This is a genomic window from Microbacterium sp. C-MGS6 (assembly GCF_058140415.1).
On sequence record NZ_CM176934.1, the window covers coordinates 3,351,024 to 3,369,166 of the forward strand.

Below are 18,143 nucleotides of genomic sequence, written 5' to 3' on the forward strand. Positions count from 1 at the left end.
CCCCACCGCGGATTCGAGTCGCCCGATTGGCGGCATCTGCGACCGAAATGGAGCGAAGTGCGCGACTCGAAGGGGGTCAGACGCGGGTGACCCGGGAACGGACGCGCTGCACGATCCAGCACACGACGTAGATCGTGAAGGACAGGGTCGTGATGTAGGGGCTGACGGGCAGGGTGCCGGCGAGCGCGAGGAGGATGCCGCCGACGGCCGAGACGAACCCGAACAGCGCCGCCAGCACCGGCACCGCGACCGGGCCCGCCGTGATCCGCATGGCTGCGGCAGCGGGCGTCACCAGGAGCGCCATCACCAGCAGCGCGCCGATGATGTGCACGCTCACCGCGACGATGAGCCCCAGAAGCACCATGAACAGCAGGCTCACGGTGCGGGTGGGCACCCCGCGGGCTGCCGCCGACTCCGGATCGAGTGAGTCGAAGCGCAGCGGATTCCACATCACGAGCAGGCCGAGCAGCACCACGAGGCTGATGCCGACGAGCCAGCCGAGGTCGGGACTCGAGACCGACACGATCTGCCCCGTGAGGAGGCTGAACCGGTTGGCGCTGCGGCCGTCGTACAGCGACAGGAACAGGATGCCGAGACCGAGGCCGAACGGCATGAGCACGCCGACGATCGAGTTGCGGTCCCTGGCCTTGGCGCCGAGGACCCCGATGAGGATCGCCGCCACGAGGGCTCCGCCGAGTGAGCCGAGCACGACGCTGCCGCCGAACAGCAGCGCCGCCGCCGCTCCCGCGAAGGAGAGCTCGCTCACCCCGTGCACCGCGAACGCGAGATCGCGCTGCATGACGAACACCCCGATGAGACCGCCGACGAGCCCGAGCACGGCGCCCGCGATGATCGAGTTCGCGAGCAGGGCGACGAGCTCGCCATAGTCCTGGAAGGAGAAGATGTCGTCCCAGCCGACCATGGGGACGAGAGCGGACGCGACGGTCATGCGGCGCCCCCGTGCTCGTGGTCATGGTCGTGGTGCGGCTCCGCATCGGGGACGCCGACCACGACGAGCCGGTCACCGGCGCGGAGCACGAACACCGGGGTGCCGTAGAGATCCGTCAGCACCCGGGTCTGCAGCACCTCCTCCGGGGTCCCGAGGAGGAACCGGCCGCCGGCGATGTAGAGGATGCGGTCGACGCGGTTCAGGATCGGGTTGACGTCGTGCGTGACGAAGAGCACGGCGGCTCCGCGCTCCCGACGCTGCCGATCGATGATGTCGGTGACGGCGACCTGGTTGGCGAGGTCGAGGTTCGACAGCGGCTCGTCGCAGAGGAGCAGCGCGGGTTCGTCGGCCAGCGCCTGCCCGACGCGGAGGCGCTGCTGCTCTCCGCCGGAGAGGAGGCCCACCCGGCGGTCCGCGTACGAGGTCGCCCCGACAGCGGCCAGCAGGGCGTCGACCTTCGCCCGGTCGCCACGGTGCGGGACCGGGAAGCCGAAGCGGCTGCCCTGCACGCCGAGGGCGACGAGATCACGGGCGCGCATGCTCGTGTCGGGAGCGAGCGAGCGCTGCTGAGGGATGTACCCGATGCGGGCGTTCCCGCGGTGCACGGGCTCGCCGGCCACGCGGATGCTGCCGCGCGAGAGGGGCTGGAGTCCCAGGATGCTGCGGAGGAGCGTCGTCTTCCCGGATCCCGATGGGCCGAGCACGGCGATGAACTCCCCGGGCTGCACCGTGAGGTCGAGTCCCGACCAGAGCTCGCGGTCGCCCCGCTGCAGGGCGCCGTCGGCGATCTCGAGGACCGGACCGGTCTCCCTCGCGGGTCGCTGCGCCTGTGAACGGGCTCCGCTCACGACTGGACGGCGGCGGCGAGGCTCTGGATCGCGTCACTCATCCACTCAGAGTACGACGATCCGTCCTCGAGCAGCTCCGTGAACGCGACCACGGGCACCCCGGCGTCCTCCGCGGCCTTCTCCACGCGCTCCGTCTCCGCGCCGCCGGTCTGGGCGTTGGTGAGCACGGCGGTCACATCGCCGGACCCGACGACCTGCAGCGCCTCGAGCAGCACGGCGGGCGCGACATCACTGCCCTCCTCCACCGACTCCGCGAAGCCCTCGGGGGTGACGTCGGTGAGCCCGGCGGCCGTGGCCAGGTATCCGGGCAACGGCTCGGTCATGAACACCGTCGCACCGGCGGCGTCCGCCTTGATCGCCTCGAGGTCGCCCTCGAAGCCCTCCAGCTCCGCGACGAGCTCGTCCGCGTTCGTGCGGAACGTGTCGGCGCCGTCGGGGTCGATCTCGGTGAGCTCGTCGGCGATCGCCTCGACGACGTGGATCATCGTGTGCGGGTCGAACCAGACGTGCTCGTTGAAGCCCTCGATGTGGTCGTGGCCGGCGTGCTCGTCCTCGCCCTCGGCGTGCTCGTGATCGTGCGGCTCGTCCGTCGCCGCCTCGTCGTGATCGTGGTCCTCGCCCTCGTCGTGACCCTCGTTGCCCGGGTAGTCGTGCGAGAACTCCACCGCGGTGACGACGTGCGGGTCCTGCGCATCCTGCAGGAGGCTGTCGATGAACGCGTCGTAGCCGCCGCCGTTCTCCACCACGAGATCGGCCTTCTGCAGCGTGAGACGGTCGCGGGCACTCGCCTCGTAGGAGTGCGGGTCCTGGGTGACCGAGTCGATGATCGCGGTGACGTCGACGCGGTCCCCGCCGATCTGCGCGGCGATGTCGCCGTAGACGTTGGTGCTCGCGACGACCGTCACCGCGCCGTCGTCCTCTGCCGCGCCCGGGGTGGTCGAGCATCCGGCCAGCGTGAGGGCGGCGACGGAGGCGAGTGTGAGGGCGAGGACGGGCTTCTTCATGATTCCCACTCTAAACGCTAATGAGAACCATTATCAAACCGGTGCCCTCGCCCCGACTCTGCAGTCAGTCCGCGAGCGCCCCCGAGGCGATCCACGCCGTGGCCTCGCCCGGCAGCACGGAGCCGTCGAGGGGCACGGTCGACAGCACGGCATCGTCGGCCGCGGCGCCCAGATCGAACGGAGCGGTGCCGAAGTTCGTCACGACCTCCCACCCGTTCGGGCGGCGGAACCGCAGCACGTCCTCCCGACCCGTGTCGACCCACTCGAGCGTCTCCCCGGTCTGCAGCAGTCGCCGGAGACGCAGCGCCTCGCGGTACAGGTTGAGGGTCGAGCCGGGATCGGCGTCCTCCACCTCGACCGCGTACTCCGCGAACCAGGCAGGCTGCGGCAGGTGCGAGCCAGCCGCGCCGAAGCCGTATGAGCTACCGGACGCCGTCCACGGCAGCGGCACGCGGCAGCCGTCGCGCCCGAGGCCGTCGAAGTCCGCGCCGCGGAAGAACCCGGGGTCCTGGCGCTGGTCGGGGGTGATGTCCGCGACCTCGTGCAGGCCGAGCTCCTCGCCCTGATAGAGGTAGGCGCTGCCGGGCAGGCCGAGCAGCAGCAGCGTCGCGGCGTGCGCCCGACGCAGACCGCCTTCCCGATCGAGTCCCTCCTCCGGGCCGCCCGCGCGCACCCACTCGGTTCCCTGCTTGACCGCGCGTCCGCGCAGCGGCGGCAGGCCGTAGCGGGTGGCGTGCCGGGTCACGTCGTGGTTCGAGAGCACCCAGGTCGTCGAGGATCCGGCGGCCTGCGCCTGGGCGAGGTTGTCGGCGATGATGCGCTGGAAGTCCGCCGCGTCGAAGTCGGCGACGAGCAGGTCGAAGTTGAACGCCTGTCCGAGCCCCTCTGCGGAGGCGTACTTCGCGCGGCGCTCCGGGGTCTCCACCCACGCCTCCGCGACCGCGGTGCGCGGCGGGTCGTACTCGTTGAAGACCGCGCGCCACTGGGCGTAGATCTCGTGCACGTCGTCGCGGTCGATCATCGGGTGCGTGCCGGAGGTGCGGTCCATCGCGTCGAGCTCGGCACGCGACGGCAGCGGCTCGGTGAGGTCCTTCGTCAGCATGTGGGCCACATCGATGCGGAACCCGTCCACGCCGCGGTCCGACCAGAAGCGGAGCGTTGTGAGGAAGTCCTCGCGCACCTCGGGGTGGTCCCAGTTGAGGTCGGGCTGCTCGACGGCGAAGTTGTGCAGGTACCACTGGCCGTCCGCGACGCGCTCCCAGGCGCTGCCGCCGAAGACCGAGACCCAGTCGGTGGGCGGCTCCGCGCCGTCGGGACCGGTGCCCTCGCGGAAGATGTAGCGCTCCCGGGCGGCCGAGCCGCGGCCGGCAGCCAGCGCCTCCTGGAACCAGGCGTGCTGGTCGGAGGTGTGGTTGGGGACGATGTCGACGACGACGCGGATGCCCCGCGCGTGCAGCGCCTCGACCATGGCGTCGAAGTCGTCGAGGGCGCCGAGGCGGGGGTCGACGTCCCGGTAGTCCGCCACGTCGTACCCGCCGTCGGCGAGCTCCGACGGGTAGAACGGGCTCAGCCACACCGCGTCGATGCCGAGCTCGGCGAGGTAGTCGGCGCGCGACACGATGCCGGGGATGTCGCCGAGGCCGTCGCCGTCGGCGTCCGCGAAGCTCCGCGGATAGATCTGGTACACGGCGGCCTGACGCCACCAGGTCGCGGTCTTGTCGTCTTCGCGGGTCGCGGTGAGCAGCGAATCGGTCATGAGGAAGAGGCTCTCCTTGTTTCTTGCGGGGGTCGGGTCAGCCCTTGACGGCACCCTGCGTGACACCCTCCATCACCCAGCGCTGAGTGAAGAGATAGGCGACGATCGCGGGCGCCATGGCCATCAGGTACGAGGCGAAGGCGACGTTGTAGTTGTTGCTGAACTGGTTCTGGAAGAGGTTCTGCCGCACCGGGAGCGTCTGCAGCGCCGGGTCGGAGATGATCAGCGACGGCATCATGAAGTCGTTCCAGGCGTAGAGGAAGGCGAAGATGCCGACCGTGGCGCTCATCGGCGCGAGCAGCGGGAAGATGAGCCGCCAGAACGTCTGCCAGGTCGTGGCGCCGTCGATCCGCGCGCTCTCCTCCAGCTCGATCGGGATCGAGCGCAGGAAGGCCGTGAACAGCAGCACGCTGAAGCTGAGCTGGAACATCGTGGCGAGGATGATCACGCCGAACGGGTTGTCGAGGCCGACGCGTCCGGTGAGCTGGATCTGCGGAAGTGCCACGACGGGGAACGGGATGAACATCGCCGCCAGCAGGTAGAAGAAGGAGTACCGGAACAGCCGGCGGTCCCAGTTGCGCACGATCGCGTACGACGCGAAGGCCGCGAGGACGATCGTCGCGATGACCGTCCCTGCCGTGACGAGCAGCGAGATCGCGGCGCCGACCGGGAACTTCGTCAGCGTCCACGCTTGCACGAAGCCGTCGATGCTGAACGGCGCCGGCAGCGAGAACGCGTTGCCGTCGACCGCCTGCCCGGTGGTCTTGAACGCCATCGAGATCGTCACGTACAGCGGGATGAGGATCGTCGCCGTGCACAGGATCAGGATGATGGTGCCCGACCAGTTGACGCGCTCCATCTTCTGCCGCTTCCGGCGTCCGTCCGCGGGGATGGTGGTGAGGGTCTCCGTCGACATCAGAACGTGTTCCTTCCGCGGGTCAGCGAGAGCTGGAGGACGGAGATGAGCACGGCCACGATGAAGAAGATCGTGGCGTTGGCCATCTGGTAGGCGTAGTCGCCGCCGTTGAAGCCCGCGATGATCGTCATCGCGACGCTGCGGGTGGCGGTGCCGGGACCGCCGTTGGTGAGGCCGACGATGATGTCGTAGGCGTTGAGGAAGCCCTTGAAGCCGAGGATCACGTTGATGACGACGTATCCGGCGACGAGGGGGATCGTGATGCGGGTCAGCTGCTGCGTGCGGCTGGCGCCGTCGATGCTCGCCGCCTCGTACACCTCGCCCGGCACCGACAGGAGTCCGGCGATGTAGATGAGGAGCGTGCCGGGGACCGCCTGCCAGGCGGTGACGATCACGATCGCGACCCAGGCGAGGTCGGGGTTGGCGAGCAGGCTCGTCTCCAGCCACGGGATGCCGGTGGCCGCGCCCGCCGCGGGGATCGAGTTCGAGAACAGGAAGTTGAAGACGTAGGCGATGATGATGCCCGAGATCACCATCGGGATCACGAAGATCGTCCGCAGCCCCGTCTTGAACCGGATGCGGGAGGTGAGGCCGACCGCCAGCAGGAACGCGATGACGTTGACGACGATCACTGTCGCGATCGAGAACCCGAAGGTGAAGAGATAGCTCTGCAGGATCGCCGGGTCGCTGAACAGCGCGATGTAGTTCGTCAGCCCGTTGAAGCTCCATTCGCCGATGCCGATCGAGTCGGTGAAGCTGAAGAAGATGCCGATGACGCCGGGGACCGTGATCGCGAGCGTGAAGATCACCAGGGTCGGCAGCAGGAACAGGTAGTAGATCGGCTCGACGCGGCGCGTGTGGCGGCGGATCTTCCGCTGCTCGCCGGTGACGATGGCGGTCGTGCTGGTGCTCATGGCGCGGACTCCTCTGTCTCGCCCGATGCGGAATCCTCGGAACTCGGGATCGGGGCGCGGAAGGCGATGCGGGCCCAGTCCGCGTCCATGGTGCGGAGGATGGAGGACGGGTCGGCGCCGAGCACCATGGCCTGCGCGTAGTTGTTCATCGGCAGGGTCTTCGGGACGAGGACCGAGGGGCCCTGGTAGATCCGCCCCTCGTCGTAGTACTCGATCATGCCCTCGATACGCGGGTCGTCCGGCGGTGCCGCGTCCGTCGTCGGGGTGAACCCGAGCTGCGAGGCGTTGTACTCCTCGATGTTCTCCGGGAGGTAGAGGTACTCCAGGAAGTCGCGCGCGGCCTCCTGGTGCTGCGACTCCTCGGGGATCATGACCGCGAGGTCCATGTTCACCCGGACGGCGAGGTCGCCCGGATCGTCGGTCATGGGCAGCGGGAAGGTGCCGAGGTCGAGGTCGGGGTCGGTCTTGGCGATCTCGCTGAACGCCCACGGCCCCTGGAGGTACATCGCGGCCTCCCCCTTCGCGAAGGCGAGGTTGCCGTCTCCGTACGCCCGGCTCGCCGCATCCTCGTTCGTGTACTCGTTCGCGAGCACCATCATCCGGTCCATCGGTTCCGCGAAGTCCTTCTCGAAGGAGACCTCCGAGTCCGGGCCCACCTCTGTGCCCTCGGCGGCGAGCGCGTCGAAGAAAGCCAGCACGTCCAGCGAGCCACCGGCCGCGTAGTCGTACCAGCCCTGCGCGACGGTCCAGTCGTCCTTGAACGTGGCGTAGAACGGGTCGATCCCGGCCTCGCGGAGGCTGTCGCTGACGGCGAGGAGCTCGTCCCAGGTCTGCGGCACCTCGAGGCCCTGCTCCGCGAAGATCTGCGTGTTGTAGATGACCGAGGCGGCCATGACCGAGTACGGCAGGGCGCTGGTGCGCCCCTCGCAGGAGCCGTACTGGTCCATCAACGGCTGCAGATCCTCACGGATGCCGGCGGCGGCCTCCGTGTCGGAGAGGTCGGTGAGCGCGCACCGCTGCACGAACCGGGCGACCTCGTAGTTGTAGTTGGCGAGCATGATGTCGGGCGGGTTCCCGCGGACGAAGCTCGCCGAGACGACGTCGACGCCGGACGTGTCGATCTCCACCCGGACGTCGTCCTGCGACGCGTTGTACTCCGCGACGAGCTCCGTCATGAACGGGATGGCCTCGCGCTTGCTGAACGTGAAGCGGATCGTCTCCGCTCCCCCGCCGGCGGCACAGCTCGTGAGCGCCGCGCCGGTCAGCACGAGGCCGAGCGCTCCGGCGGTCCAGCGCACCGCCCGTGATCGTGTGGCAGACACCGTCGTCCTTTCGTAGATCCGCGGAATAAATCTAGTGAGCGAATTTAGTCCGTCTAGAGGTACTGTCTCATCTGGGCGACAGGAAGGTCAAGGGGAGTGACAGAGGTCTCGACGGGACTCGGCACCGGCCGCGCGAGCGTGAGCGCGGTGCTCGACTTCGCCTGGACGGCCGGCGAGTTCACCGCCACCGAGGCCATGGCCGGCACCTCGCTCACGCGCTCGACCACCATCGACGCGATCGACACCCTCGTCACCGCGGAGGTGCTGCGCGAGCTGCCCAACGCCCGCGCCATCGGCGATTACCGCTCCGGGCGCCCCGCGCGCCGCTTCGCCCTCGCGGCAGACCTCGGCGTGGTGATGGGCATCGACGCCGGCGACACCCATCTCGCCGTCACCGTCGCGGATCTGCTCGATCGCACGCTCGTCCATCATCGCGTGGAGGTCGACCCCGCGCAGAGCGTCGAGGACCGCCGGGCGACGATCCTGCGGCACCTCACCGCCGCGCGCGACGAGGCCGGGGTGCCCGCGGAGCGCGTGCTCGCGGTGTGCGCCGGCGTCGCCGCCCCCGTCAACCGCGACGGCATCTCGCCCCCGCACCCCGATGGCTTCTGGGAGCGCACGAACCCCGGGCTCGCGGAGGCCCTGCGCGACTGGGCCCCGGTGGTCGAGGTGAAGAACGACGCCCAGCTCGCCGCGATCGCCGAGGGGACGCTCGGGGTGGCCGTCGACTGCCGCGACTACGTGGCCCTGCTCGCGAGTGAGCGCTTCGGCGGCGGCGTCGTCGTCGACGGGCACGTGCTGCATGGCGCGCACGGCGGCGTCGGCGAGGGCGTGGTGTTCGATCACATCATCGGTGTCGGCTCGGCGGTGGGCCTCCGGCACGCCGTGGAGGAGCAGGCTCGGAGCGCCGTCGAGGACGGGGGCGCTGCCGCAGACGGAATCCTCGGACGGCTCGTGGCGGACGGGCCGGTCGATCCGCGGCTGGTGCTGACCCTCGCCGCCTCCGGAGACGCCGACGCCCTGCGCGTCGCCGAGCGCGTGGGGGCCACCCTCGCCCGTGTCGTCGGGGTGCTCGGCAGCATGTACGACCCGGCCCGCGTGATCATCTGCGGGGCCGTGGCGGAGAGCATCGAGCCTGTGCTGGCCGCCGCCCGCCGGATCCTCCCGGACGAGCTGCACCTGCCCGCACCCGAGATCCTCGCCTCCACACTCGGCGCGGAGGTCGTGTCGGCCGGCGCGATCGCGACCGCCCGGAGGGCTGCCAGGGAGCGTGCCGTCCCCCGCCTCGCGGAACAGCGTCTCACCGCCTGACCCCCCTCTTGCGTCAGCCGCCCCCTCCCCTCGCGAGCCGCCCTCCCTCGCGAGAACAGGTAAGCGCGCGAGTTCAGGCTCTCCCGCCCCTGGCAGCCTGTTCCCGCGCGAACGCCTGTCCCGCCAGCCTGTCGCGAGAACAGGCCCCCGCGCGAACTCAGGCGAACGCGGGAGTTCAGGCTCTCCCCCACTCCAGAGCCTGTTCCCGCGCGAACGCCTGTGTCGTGGGACGCGGATGCCGATCGCGGTCAGGACAGTGTCGGCGGAATACCGAAGAGAGTGTGGAAGGCGGCCGTGCCGGCGGGAGAGACCATCACAGCACGCGAGGTCTGCTGAGGGTGGATCCAGCCTCGGTCGCGCGCGGTGCGGAGGAGGACGGCGCCGAGGTGACCCGAGAGATGCGAGCGCCGTTCCGTCCAGTCGAGGCAGCTCCGCACAAGAGGACGACGAGACGACGGCACCAACGCGTCCGGCCCCGCGATGCTCTCGAACAGGTCGCGCCCCGTCGCGGTCACCGTCAGGTCCGGCGTGAGGTGCCCCCGATCGACGAGGGCGTCGAAGAGGGCGACCCCCAGGCGACCGGCGAGGTGGTCGTAGCAGGTGCGGGCCAGGGCCATGCCGTCTCGCGCCGTCGCCGAACGGAGGCTCGAGACCGGGGCCGCCTTCCCGGCGTACGCCGTCGCGGCCTCGATGATGTGCGCGGCATCGGGGGACGCGAGCGTGACGTAGGAGTGCCGCCCCTGTCGGCGGAGCGCGACGAGCCGGACGTCGAGGAGCGTCGTCAGATGCTCCGACGCCGTCGACCTCGACACCCCAGCGGCACGCGCGAGCTCGCCGGCCGTCCATGCCCGGCCGTCGAGGAGCGCCAGACACATCTGCACCCGGGTCGGGCTGCTGAGCGCGTGTCCCAGCTGGGACACGGACGAGGGATCGACGATCACGCCACGACGGGGTCGTCGAGGAGCGGCGCGCGGAAGTTGGAGCCGACCCGAGGCCCCTGGGCGAAGTAATGGCGGAAGGCGTAGGACAGAGGGTCCCACTTGTCCGTGTCGATGCGGTCGGGTCCGTACGCCTTCAAGATGTCCTCGTGCACGTGGACCTGCAGGACCTCGGCTTCGACCGCCAGCGCGTCGCCGCCGTCGATCGGGATGATCTGGGCCACGCGCGCTTCGATCTGCACCGGGCATTCCGCGATCCGGAACGGGATCACCGCCTCCGACGGCACAGGGGTGAAGCCCCCGAGACTCCATTTGTCCGGCTCATGCCGGTACGCGGGAACCTTCTCGGCGGGAACCGGCGAGCGACCGGTGGTCGGCGCGATCGCCTCCACGGCGTGCACGAGGTCGGCGGAGGGGAGGTTGATGACGAGGTCCCTGACCCGGCCGATGTTCGCGGCCGCCTGCCCTTCGGCACCGAGCCCGAGCATGTACCGCGTCCCCAGCGCCCATGCGGACGAGATCGGGCTGATGTTCGACGACCCGTCGGGGTTGACGGTGGTGATCAGCGCGACGGGAGTCCCGAAGTACAACACCGGCAGGTCGACGCTCCGCGTGGTTCTCATCCGTCCATTCTCGCCACCCGATCGTTCGGGCTGCGCCGAACCGTGGCCTGCTCAGTCCACCAGGAGCGCGGGCTCTTCGAGGATGGAGGCGACGTCGGCGATGAAGCGGCTCATGCCATCGCCGTCGATCACGCGGTGGTCGAACGAGCCGGCGACCGTGGTCACCCAGCGCGGGCGCACCTCGCCGTCGACGACCCAGGGCTTCTGGCTGATCGTGCCCATGGCGACGATGCCGGCCTCGCCCGGGTTGATGATCGGAGTGCCCGCGTCCATCCCGAACACGCCGATGTTCGTGATGGTGATCGTGCCGTTCTGCTGGTTGGCCGGCGGGGTCTTGCCCTCGCGTGCTGTGAGCGTGAGCCGGTTCAGGGCGCGGGCGAGATCCTTCATGCTGAGGTCCTGGGCGTCCTTGATGTTCGGCACGAGCAGACCCCGGGGCGTGGCGGCGGCGATGCCGAGGTTCACGTAGTGGCGCACGGCGATCTCGGCACCGGCCTCGGTGTCGATCCAGGCCGCGTTGACCATCGGCGTCCGGCGCACCGCCCAGATCACCGCGCGAGCCATGATGAGCAGCGGCGAGACCTTGATGTCGGCGTAGTCCGGCGAGGCCTTGAGGCGCTTGACGAGTTCCATCGTGCGGGTGGCGTCGATCTCCTTCCACACCGTGACGTGCGGGGCGGAGTACGCGCTCTGCACCATCGCCGACGACGTCGCCTTGCGCACGCCCTTCACGGGGATGGACTCGGTGCGGTCGTCGCCGGCCGCCGACGGGCGCACGGGCGCGAGGCCGCGCGCCAGGCCGGACGGGGCCTGCGGGGCCGGGACGGTCTCCTCGCGCACGCTCCCCCACTCCGGGGTCTCGATGTTGCGGAAGACGCTGGCCTGCGAGGCGTGCTTCATGACGTCGTCGCGGGTGACCTCGCCGTCGGCACCCGTGGGCGTCACGCTCGTGAGGTCGACGCCGAGGTCGCGGGCGAGCTTGCGGATCGGGGGCTTCGCGATCACGCCGACCGACGACCGCACGGGGCGCTCGGCCGGGCGCTTGCGCCGCGAGGTCGCGCCGCTTCCGGAGCCGTAGCCGACGAGCACCGACCCGCCGCCCTCCTCGGGCGCGGGCGCCTCCGCCGTCGCGACGGTGCCGGGCGCCACCGAACCGTTCCCCGAGCCCGCCGCAGGGTCGGTCACGAAGGTGATGATCGGGGTGCCGACCTCGACCGTCGCCCCCTCGTCGACGAGCAGCTCGCCGACCACGCCCGCGTGCGGGGAGGGCAGCTCGACCAGGGACTTCGCGGTCTCGATTTCGCAGATGACGTCGTTGATGGCGACCCGGTCACCCGGCGCCACCTTCCACGCGACGATCTCGGCCTCGGTCAGCCCTTCGCCGACGTCCGGAAGGGGGAAGTTCTGCGTGCTCATGCGGAGTCCTTTCGTGGGCCGCGTTCGTAACTCAGGAGACTCGATCCGGGGCGCGCCCCTGCGCCCGCGCTGGACGGGTAAAGGGGGCGGTTGTCCTGAGTTGTGAACATGGAACGTCGGTATCAGTAGGCCAGGGAGCGGTCGACGGCTTCGAGGATGCGATCGGCGTCCGGCAGGTACGCGCCCTCGAGCTTCGCGGGCGGGAACGGGGTGTCGTAGCCGGAGACGCGCAGCACCGGAGCCTCGAGGGCGTAGAACGCGCGCTCCATGACGGTCGCGGCGATCTCGCTGCCGAGGCTCGTGAATCCCGGGGCCTCCTGCGCGTAGACCATGCGGCCCGTCTTGCGTACCGACCCGAGGATCGGCTCGTAGTCCACCGGCGACAGCGAGCGCACGTCGACGACCTCGCAGCTCGTGCCCTCGGACTCGGCGAGGGCGGCGGCCTGGAGCAGCGTCGTCACCATGGCGCCGTGTCCGACGAGGGTCACGTCCGTCCCGGTCCGCACCACCCGCGAGGAGTGCAGCGGGACGGCGGGAGCGTCGAGCTCGACCTCGCCCTTCGGCCAGTACCGGCTCTTCGGCTCCAGGAAGATCACCGGGTCGTCCGAGGCGATGGCCTCCTGGATCATCCAGTAGGCGTCGTTCGCGGTGGACGGCGACACCACGCGCAGACCGGGGGTGTGCGTGAAGTACGCCTCCGGGCTCTCCTGGTGGTGCTCGACCGCGCCGATGTGCCCGCCGTACGGGATGCGGATCACGACGGGCAGCCGCAGCGACCCCTCGTGCCGGTTGGTGAGCTTGGCGAGCTGGGTGGTGATCTGGTCGAACGCGGGGAAGACGAAGCCGTCGAACTGGATCTCGACGACGGGACGGAACCCGGCCATCGCGAGGCCGATCGCGGTGCCGACCAGGGCCGACTCCGCGAGCGGGGTGTCCAGCACGCGCTGCTCCCCGAAGTCGCGCTGCAGGTGCTCGGTGATGCGGAACACGCCGCCGAGCTTGCCGATGTCCTCGCCCATGAGGAGGACTTTCGGGTCGTCCTCCATCGCCTTGCGCATACCGGCGTTCAGCGCCTTGCCGAGCGGCATGGTCTCCCGGGTCACTGGCCCTCTCCTTCGAACGACGCCTCGTAGCGGGCGCGCCAGGCTTTCTGCTCCTCGATCAGCGGATGCGGCTCGCTGTACACGTGGTCGAACATGAGGTCGGCGCGGGGCGGGCCGAGCTGCACGGTGCGGGCGCGGAGGTCTTCCGCGGCGTCGGCGGCCTCGGCGTCGACCTCGGCGAAGAAGCCCTCCTCGGCGCCGCGGTTCTCCAGGAACGCGCGCATCCGGACGATCGGGTCGCGCCCGGCCCACGCGAGCTCCTCGTCGTCGCCGCGGTACTTCGTGGGGTCGTCGCTGGTCGTGTGCGCGCCGAGCCGGTAGGTCACGGCCTCGATGGCGCGAGGGCCGCCGCCGCCGCGCGCCTCGTCGAGGGCCACGCGGGACACCGCGTAGCTGGCGAGGACGTCGTTGCCGTCCACGCGGACGCTGGGGATGCCGTACCCGGCGCTGCGCTGCACGAGCGGCACCCGGGACTGCGTGGTGACGGGGACCGAGATGGCCCAGTGGTTGTTCTGCAGGAAGAACAGCGTCGGGGCCTGGTAGCTGGCCGCGAACACCATCGCCTCGTGCACGTCGCCCTGACTGGAGGCCCCGTCGCCGTAGTACACGACGACCGCCTCGTCGCGCTCGGGGTCGCCGGTGCCGGTGCGCCCGTCGAACGTGAGACCCATGGCATAGCCGGCGGCGTGCAGCACCTGGGAGCCGAGCACGAGCGTGTAGAGGCGGGTGTTGCCGTTCTTCGGATCGGTCGGGTCCCAGCCACCGTGGGAGACGCCGCGCATGAGCTTGATGATGTCGACCGGGTCCACGCCGCGGATCCGGGTGACGGCGTGCTCGCGGTACGAGGGGAAGATCGTGTCCTGCGCGCGGGCGGCCCGACCGGAGCCGACCTGCGCCGCCTCCTGTCCGCGGCTCGGCGGCCACAGGGCGAGCTGGCCCTGGCGCTGCAGGTTGGTGGCCTGGGTGTCGATCGCGCGGATGCCCACCATGTCGCGGTAGAACTGCGCGAGCTCGTCGTCGGGGATGGCCTCGATGAGCGGCAGGTACTGCTCCGCGGCCGGCGTCGGGGCGACCTTTCCGGTCTCGTCCAGGACGCGCACGAGGGGGGTCTCAGAGGTGCTCACGGCCCCCACGCTACCCGCGTCGGCATGCCGGGTCACGCATACCTAGGACGCCCTCGTATCTCCCCGGAACCCCGAGATTCCGCGGTTCGCCGGGCGGCGTCGCGCTCAGCGGAGGGTTGCGGCGACCTCCAGCACACGGGTGACGGCCGCCTCCTCGCCGACGGAGATCCGGATGCCGTCGCCGGAGAAAGGGCGCACGATCAGGTCGGCGTCGACGAACGCCGCCGCGACCTCGTCCGTACGCGCGCCGGTCGGCAGCCAGACGAAGTTGCCCTGGGCGTCCGGCACCTCCCAGCCCTGCGCGCGGAGCCCCTCGACGAGACGGGCGCGGCGTTCGACGATCACGGCGACGCGCTCGAGGAGCTCGGCTTCGGCGTCGAGGCTCGCGATGGCGGCGTTCTCGGCCGCGGATGTCACCGACAGCGGGATGCCGGTCGTGCGCGCCGCGTCGAGCACCTTCTCGTGGCCGATCGCATAGCCGACCCGGAGCCCGGCCAGACCGTAGGCCTTGGAGAACGTGCGGAGGACGACCACGTTCGGGTGCGCCTCGAAGACGCGCTCGGCCAGGCCGTCGACGGCGTCGGGGGCGGTGACGAACTCCGCGTAGGCCTCGTCGAGGATGATGAGCACGTCAGAGGGCACGCGGTCCACAAAGGCCGCGAACTCGGCGGAGGTGACGATCGGGCCGGTCGGGTTGTTCGGCGTGCAGACGATGATCGCACGCGTGCGGTCGGTCACGGCGTCGGCCATCGCGTCGAGGTCGTGGCGGGAGTCGGCGGTCAGGGGCACCTGCACCCCGGTCGCCCCGGCGACGAGCGGCAGGCTCGGGTATGCCTCGAACGACCGCCAGGCGTAGACGACCTCGTCGCCGACGGAGGCCGTGGCGAGCACGAGCTGGTGCAGGATCGCGACGCTGCCGGAGGCGACGTGGACCTGCTCGGGCTCGACCCCGTAGCGGGCTCCGAGCCGCGCACGCAGGCGGCCGGCCGTGGCATCGGGATAGCGGTTGATCGGCGTCGTGTGCTGCAGCGCCTCGACGACCGAGGGCAGCGGATCGAACGGATTCTCGTTGCTGGAGAGCTTGAAGGCCTCGGGACCGGCCTGCTTGCCCTGGCGGTACGGTGCGAGGGAGGCGATGGCGGGACGGATGCGGGGCAGGGTCGGCTCGGTCACGCGTCGAGTCTAGGACGTGTGTCCCGCCACCCTTTCGAGGCGGAGGGTGCGGTGATACCATTCTGGTATGGCTATGACGGTGCGACTCCCTGCGGAACTCGATGCCCGGCTGGGCGAGGTCGCCGCCCAGCGACACACGTCCAAGCATGCGCTGCTCATCGAGGCGGCCGATCGCTTCGTCGCGGACAGCCATCGGTCGGCCCTCGTCGACGCCGCCGTCGACTTCGTGTTCGACAACGACAAGGTCCTCCTCGAGCGACTCGAAGACGCGTGACCGAGTATCTGACTCTGGAGGACGGCCTCCGCATCGTCGGCCGCCTGGGGTTCCACGTCCGGGACGCCGGTCTCCTGGCGTCGGCTCTCGCGCGCCCTGCCGCGTCGCTGTTCGGGGAGGACGCCTACGGCACGCTGGACCGGAAGGCGGCCGCCCTCCTCGAGTCTCTGGCCCGCAACCATCCCCTGTTCGACGGAAACAAGCGCACGGCGTGGACGAGTTTCGTGGCGTTCCTCTGGATCAACGGATGGAAGCACCGCTTCACGACGGACGATGCCTTCGATCTGGTCATCGGCGTCGCATCAGGCAGCATCGACCTCGACGAGTCGGAGCGGCGCATCCGCGAGAACCGGATCCCGGTGGACGACCGCGGCTGACACCGCGAGCCCCGCGTGGGAGACTGAACACATCATGCGCTTCATCATCCGGGTCGTCGTCAACGCGTTCGCCATCTGGGTCGTCACGCTCATCCCCGTGCTCCAGGTCACGGTGCGCGCCTTCCCGCCGGGCGAGACGCTGCAGCTCGTCCTGACGCTCCTCGCGGTGGGAGCCCTTTTCGCGCTGGTGAACACCATCATCGGCACGGTCGTGAAGATCGTCGCCTTCCCGCTGTACATCATCACGTTCGGCCTCATCGGCTTCCTCATCAACGGCTTCCTGCTCTGGCTGACCGCCTGGATCACCAGCAGCTTCGGATGGGGCCTGACGGTCGAGTCGTTCTGGTGGGGTGTTCTCGCCGCCCTGATCATCTCGATCATCAACGGCATCTTCGGCTTCATCCTGCGCCCGCAGAACAAGCGCTCCCGCCGCGACTGACCCGTCCACCGACGTCTGCCGACGCCGCGTGCGGCTCACGGATCGGGGAGCACACGCTCCGCGCGGTACTCGGTGCGGTCGACGGTGACGGCGCGGTCCAGGTCCGCCCAGTAGGCGTCGAGAGCCTCCGCCCGCGGGTCGGCGGAGGCATCCACCATCGCCGCCGTCTCGATGTAGTTCTCCAGCGCATGAGTCTCGAGCGCGAGGTCCTGGCGACCGGCGTCGGGGTCGCCCACCCGACTCGCGGTGAAGCTGTCGGCCGAGCCTGTGCCCTCCCTCGCCCCTCCCGCGGCGAGCGCGGACACCACGTCGTCGGTGTGCCGAAGCTGCACCAGGGTGTGATCGGCGGAGAGCGTCGGCTCCACGGGGCTTCCGGCGGTGATCTGAGTCGTGACCGCGAACGGGCTCTCCATCGCCAGGTGCGCCGCGATCATCCCACCCTGCGAGTGCGCGACCACATCCACCCGATCCCCGGGTCTCGCACCGGCCGCGGCCAGGGCGTCGAGGGTCGCCTGATACGACGCGGACCGGCCCCCGGTGTAGAGCTCGATGTTCGACTTCATGTCCCACGGTTCCGTCCCGCCGGCCGTGCGGAGCGACATCGAGCGGCTACCGGCGAGGTAGGCGACGTATCGCGGCGCCTCACCGGGCATCGTGTACTTCTCGATCGCCACCTGCGCCCCGGAGGCGGAGGGCAGGCGGCGGAGCGCACTCGCCAGTCCGGTCGGCGCGCCGGTCGGCCGCGAGCGGGAGGCCACGGAGACGCGTACCGGATCGGCCGTCGCGCCGAGTGCCATTCCCGGTCGGACGCGCCCGAGTCCCGACGTCACGCCTACGAACGCACCGCCCAGGAAGACCGGTGGGAGCAGACCGGCGGCGTCGTACTGGTCGTCGAGGCCGCGGAACCGCCGGGCATCCGCGGTCCGCTCCAGAGTGTCCGCGAGCGTTCCCACACTCCCGTCCGAGGCGAGGAGCCGCGCCAGGCGCGCCTCCACCGCGGCGGCGGTGGCCGCGTCGGTGTGCGCCAGCGCCTCCGCCCGCGCGCGCAGCTCGACGACCTCGTACGCCTCCGCCATCAGGACGAGGTCGGCGGCCGTCTTCTCGACGCGGGCCGTCAGCCCGTCCAGCGACGTCGCCACGGACCGCAGCGACCAGGCCGCGGGGGCCAGCTCCGTCCACGCCGCCGTGGCGAGCAGCGCCTCGGCGCGCGCCACGGCATCGGCCACCTCCGCCAACACCGGGATGACGCCCCGCACCCGTACCGCGAGGTCGCGAAGCTGCGCGGTGTCCACGGCGATCGCGCCGCCGTGGTCGATGCTGAGCCCGCTCATGCCGCTTCCGCCTCCCTGCGGCACTGCTGCATCATGGCGCGCACCGGCGCCGCGTCCTCGGACAGCCGCCAGAGCGCCATCCGCAGCGCCTCGACCCCCTCGGATTCCCAGGAGCACGCATCACGCAGGGCCGTCAGCACGGACGCCGCCTCGTCGAGTCGCTCCCCGGCCGCATCCAGCTCGGACAGCACTGCGGCGCGCAGCGCGGGGTCGACACCGGGAGAGAGGGCGGTGAGAGGGAAGGACGACATGGATCCACCCTTTCCCCGCCCTTCGTTCCCCGGCTCCGGATGCGCCTCACACGGGCACGGACCGTGGACAGTCG

Annotated in this window: 19 protein-coding genes; 4 read left to right on the forward strand and 15 right to left on the reverse strand. The window is 70.5% G+C overall.

Annotated elements, in window-relative coordinates; all coding sequences use genetic code 11:
• Nucleotides 1-76: 76 nt before the first annotated feature.
• From AC3B5L_RS16585 to AC3B5L_RS16615, 7 genes are all read right to left on the reverse strand, one after another.
• A complete protein-coding gene (locus tag AC3B5L_RS16585) occupies nucleotides 77-949 on the reverse strand; it encodes a metal ABC transporter permease (RefSeq protein WP_370428264.1) in 873 nt (290 codons plus the stop codon).
• On the reverse strand, nucleotides 946-1,797 hold the full coding sequence (locus AC3B5L_RS16590; protein WP_085605185.1) for a metal ABC transporter ATP-binding protein: 852 nt from the start codon (nucleotides 1,795-1,797) through the stop codon (nucleotides 946-948). The genes AC3B5L_RS16585 and AC3B5L_RS16590 overlap by 4 nt, the downstream gene beginning before the upstream one ends.
• Nucleotides 1,794-2,801 (reverse strand): metal ABC transporter substrate-binding protein, encoded by a 1,008-nt coding sequence (locus AC3B5L_RS16595; protein ID WP_259952555.1) that lies wholly within the window; start codon nucleotides 2,799-2,801, stop codon nucleotides 1,794-1,796. Before AC3B5L_RS16595 ends, AC3B5L_RS16590 begins: the two co-directional genes overlap by 4 nt.
• Nucleotides 2,802-2,865: 64 nt before the next feature.
• Nucleotides 2,866-4,557: a glycoside hydrolase family 13 protein gene (locus AC3B5L_RS16600; RefSeq protein ID WP_259952556.1), complete on the reverse strand. Its 1,692-nt coding sequence runs from the start codon at nucleotides 4,555-4,557 to the stop codon at nucleotides 2,866-2,868.
• 37 nt (nucleotides 4,558-4,594) lie between these two features.
• Nucleotides 4,595-5,473: a carbohydrate ABC transporter permease gene (locus AC3B5L_RS16605; protein ID WP_085605188.1), complete on the reverse strand. Its 879-nt coding sequence runs from the start codon at nucleotides 5,471-5,473 to the stop codon at nucleotides 4,595-4,597.
• The gene (locus AC3B5L_RS16610) at nucleotides 5,473-6,387 is read right to left on the reverse strand and encodes a carbohydrate ABC transporter permease (protein WP_101848001.1); all 915 of its coding nucleotides are present in this window, start codon (nucleotides 6,385-6,387) and stop codon (nucleotides 5,473-5,475) included. The genes AC3B5L_RS16605 and AC3B5L_RS16610 overlap by 1 nt, the downstream gene beginning before the upstream one ends.
• Complete coding sequence (locus AC3B5L_RS16615) at nucleotides 6,384-7,709, reverse strand: ABC transporter substrate-binding protein (RefSeq protein WP_259952563.1); 1,326 nt, start codon at nucleotides 7,707-7,709, stop codon at nucleotides 6,384-6,386. The genes AC3B5L_RS16610 and AC3B5L_RS16615 overlap by 4 nt, the downstream gene beginning before the upstream one ends.
• Before the next feature lie 96 nt (nucleotides 7,710-7,805).
• Here AC3B5L_RS16615 and AC3B5L_RS16620 point away from each other — a divergent pair, with 96 nt between their 5' ends.
• Complete coding sequence (locus AC3B5L_RS16620) at nucleotides 7,806-9,020, forward strand: ROK family protein (protein WP_259952564.1); 1,215 nt, start codon at nucleotides 7,806-7,808, stop codon at nucleotides 9,018-9,020.
• A 248-nt stretch (nucleotides 9,021-9,268) separates the two neighbouring features.
• Here the strand turns inward: AC3B5L_RS16620 and AC3B5L_RS16625 are convergent, their stop codons facing one another.
• The 6 genes from AC3B5L_RS16625 to AC3B5L_RS16650 form a co-directional block, all read right to left on the reverse strand.
• A complete protein-coding gene (locus tag AC3B5L_RS16625) occupies nucleotides 9,269-9,940 on the reverse strand; it encodes an ArsR/SmtB family transcription factor (protein WP_259952565.1) in 672 nt (223 codons plus the stop codon).
• Between the two features lie 17 nt (nucleotides 9,941-9,957).
• Nucleotides 9,958-10,581: a flavin reductase family protein gene (locus tag AC3B5L_RS16630; protein WP_259952566.1), complete on the reverse strand. Its 624-nt coding sequence runs from the start codon at nucleotides 10,579-10,581 to the stop codon at nucleotides 9,958-9,960.
• Between the two features lie 51 nt (nucleotides 10,582-10,632).
• Nucleotides 10,633-11,997, reverse strand: a complete 1,365-nt coding sequence (locus AC3B5L_RS16635) for a dihydrolipoamide acetyltransferase family protein (protein ID WP_490095988.1) — start codon at nucleotides 11,995-11,997, stop codon at nucleotides 10,633-10,635.
• A gap of 122 nt (nucleotides 11,998-12,119) precedes the next feature.
• Nucleotides 12,120-13,085, reverse strand: a complete 966-nt coding sequence (locus AC3B5L_RS16640; protein WP_187664256.1) for an alpha-ketoacid dehydrogenase subunit beta — start codon at nucleotides 13,083-13,085, stop codon at nucleotides 12,120-12,122.
• Nucleotides 13,086-13,096: 11 nt separating this feature from the next.
• A complete protein-coding gene (locus tag AC3B5L_RS16645) occupies nucleotides 13,097-14,224 on the reverse strand; it encodes a thiamine pyrophosphate-dependent dehydrogenase E1 component subunit alpha (RefSeq protein WP_232089125.1) in 1,128 nt (375 codons plus the stop codon).
• 105 nt (nucleotides 14,225-14,329) lie between these two features.
• Nucleotides 14,330-15,397: a histidinol-phosphate transaminase gene (locus AC3B5L_RS16650; protein WP_259952627.1), complete on the reverse strand. Its 1,068-nt coding sequence runs from the start codon at nucleotides 15,395-15,397 to the stop codon at nucleotides 14,330-14,332.
• Between the two features lie 67 nt (nucleotides 15,398-15,464).
• On the opposite strand from AC3B5L_RS16650, the gene AC3B5L_RS16655 reads away from it, so the two are divergent.
• From AC3B5L_RS16655 to AC3B5L_RS16665, 3 genes are read left to right on the forward strand one after another with little or no spacing between them, the layout of a single operon-like run.
• A complete protein-coding gene (locus tag AC3B5L_RS16655) occupies nucleotides 15,465-15,671 on the forward strand; it encodes a ribbon-helix-helix domain-containing protein (protein ID WP_187662695.1) in 207 nt (68 codons plus the stop codon).
• Nucleotides 15,668-16,048, forward strand: coding sequence for a type II toxin-antitoxin system death-on-curing family toxin (locus AC3B5L_RS16660; RefSeq protein ID WP_187662696.1), 381 nt, complete (start codon nucleotides 15,668-15,670; stop codon nucleotides 16,046-16,048). The genes AC3B5L_RS16655 and AC3B5L_RS16660 overlap by 4 nt, the downstream gene beginning before the upstream one ends.
• A 34-nt stretch (nucleotides 16,049-16,082) precedes the next feature.
• On the forward strand, nucleotides 16,083-16,487 hold the full coding sequence (locus AC3B5L_RS16665) for a phage holin family protein (protein ID WP_187662697.1): 405 nt from the start codon (nucleotides 16,083-16,085) through the stop codon (nucleotides 16,485-16,487).
• A 35-nt stretch (nucleotides 16,488-16,522) separates the two neighbouring features.
• Here AC3B5L_RS16665 and AC3B5L_RS16670 read toward each other — a convergent pair whose 3' ends face one another.
• Together AC3B5L_RS16670 and AC3B5L_RS16675 are read right to left on the reverse strand one after the other, a co-directional pair.
• Complete coding sequence (locus AC3B5L_RS16670; RefSeq protein ID WP_259952628.1) at nucleotides 16,523-17,818, reverse strand: hypothetical protein; 1,296 nt, start codon at nucleotides 17,816-17,818, stop codon at nucleotides 16,523-16,525.
• Complete coding sequence (locus tag AC3B5L_RS16675) at nucleotides 17,815-18,069, reverse strand: hypothetical protein (RefSeq protein ID WP_187662699.1); 255 nt, start codon at nucleotides 18,067-18,069, stop codon at nucleotides 17,815-17,817. Before AC3B5L_RS16675 ends, AC3B5L_RS16670 begins: the two co-directional genes overlap by 4 nt.
• Between the last annotated feature and the right edge of the window lie 74 nt (nucleotides 18,070-18,143).

Coding starts and splice junctions, on each gene's coding strand:
- AC3B5L_RS16585 (WP_370428264.1), bottom strand. CDS start 949: ATGACCGTCGCGTCCGCTCTCGTCCCCATGGTCGGCTGGGACGACATC.
- AC3B5L_RS16595 (WP_259952555.1), bottom strand. CDS start 2,801: ATGAAGAAGCCCGTCCTCGCCCTCACACTCGCCTCCGTCGCCGCCCTC.
- AC3B5L_RS16600 (WP_259952556.1), bottom strand. CDS start 4,557: ATGACCGATTCGCTGCTCACCGCGACCCGCGAAGACGACAAGACCGCG.
- AC3B5L_RS16605 (WP_085605188.1), bottom strand. CDS start 5,473: ATGTCGACGGAGACCCTCACCACCATCCCCGCGGACGGACGCCGGAAG.
- AC3B5L_RS16610 (WP_101848001.1), bottom strand. CDS start 6,387: ATGAGCACCAGCACGACCGCCATCGTCACCGGCGAGCAGCGGAAGATC.
- AC3B5L_RS16630 (WP_259952566.1), bottom strand. CDS start 10,581: ATGAGAACCACGCGGAGCGTCGACCTGCCGGTGTTGTACTTCGGGACT.
- AC3B5L_RS16635 (WP_490095988.1), bottom strand. CDS start 11,997: ATGAGCACGCAGAACTTCCCCCTTCCGGACGTCGGCGAAGGGCTGACC.
- AC3B5L_RS16640 (WP_187664256.1), bottom strand. CDS start 13,085: ATGCCGCTCGGCAAGGCGCTGAACGCCGGTATGCGCAAGGCGATGGAG.
- AC3B5L_RS16655 (WP_187662695.1), top strand. CDS start 15,465: ATGGCTATGACGGTGCGACTCCCTGCGGAACTCGATGCCCGGCTGGGC.
- AC3B5L_RS16665 (WP_187662697.1), top strand. CDS start 16,083: ATGCGCTTCATCATCCGGGTCGTCGTCAACGCGTTCGCCATCTGGGTC.
- AC3B5L_RS16670 (WP_259952628.1), bottom strand. CDS start 17,818: ATGAGCGGGCTCAGCATCGACCACGGCGGCGCGATCGCCGTGGACACC.
- AC3B5L_RS16675 (WP_187662699.1), bottom strand. CDS start 18,069: ATGTCGTCCTTCCCTCTCACCGCCCTCTCTCCCGGTGTCGACCCCGCG.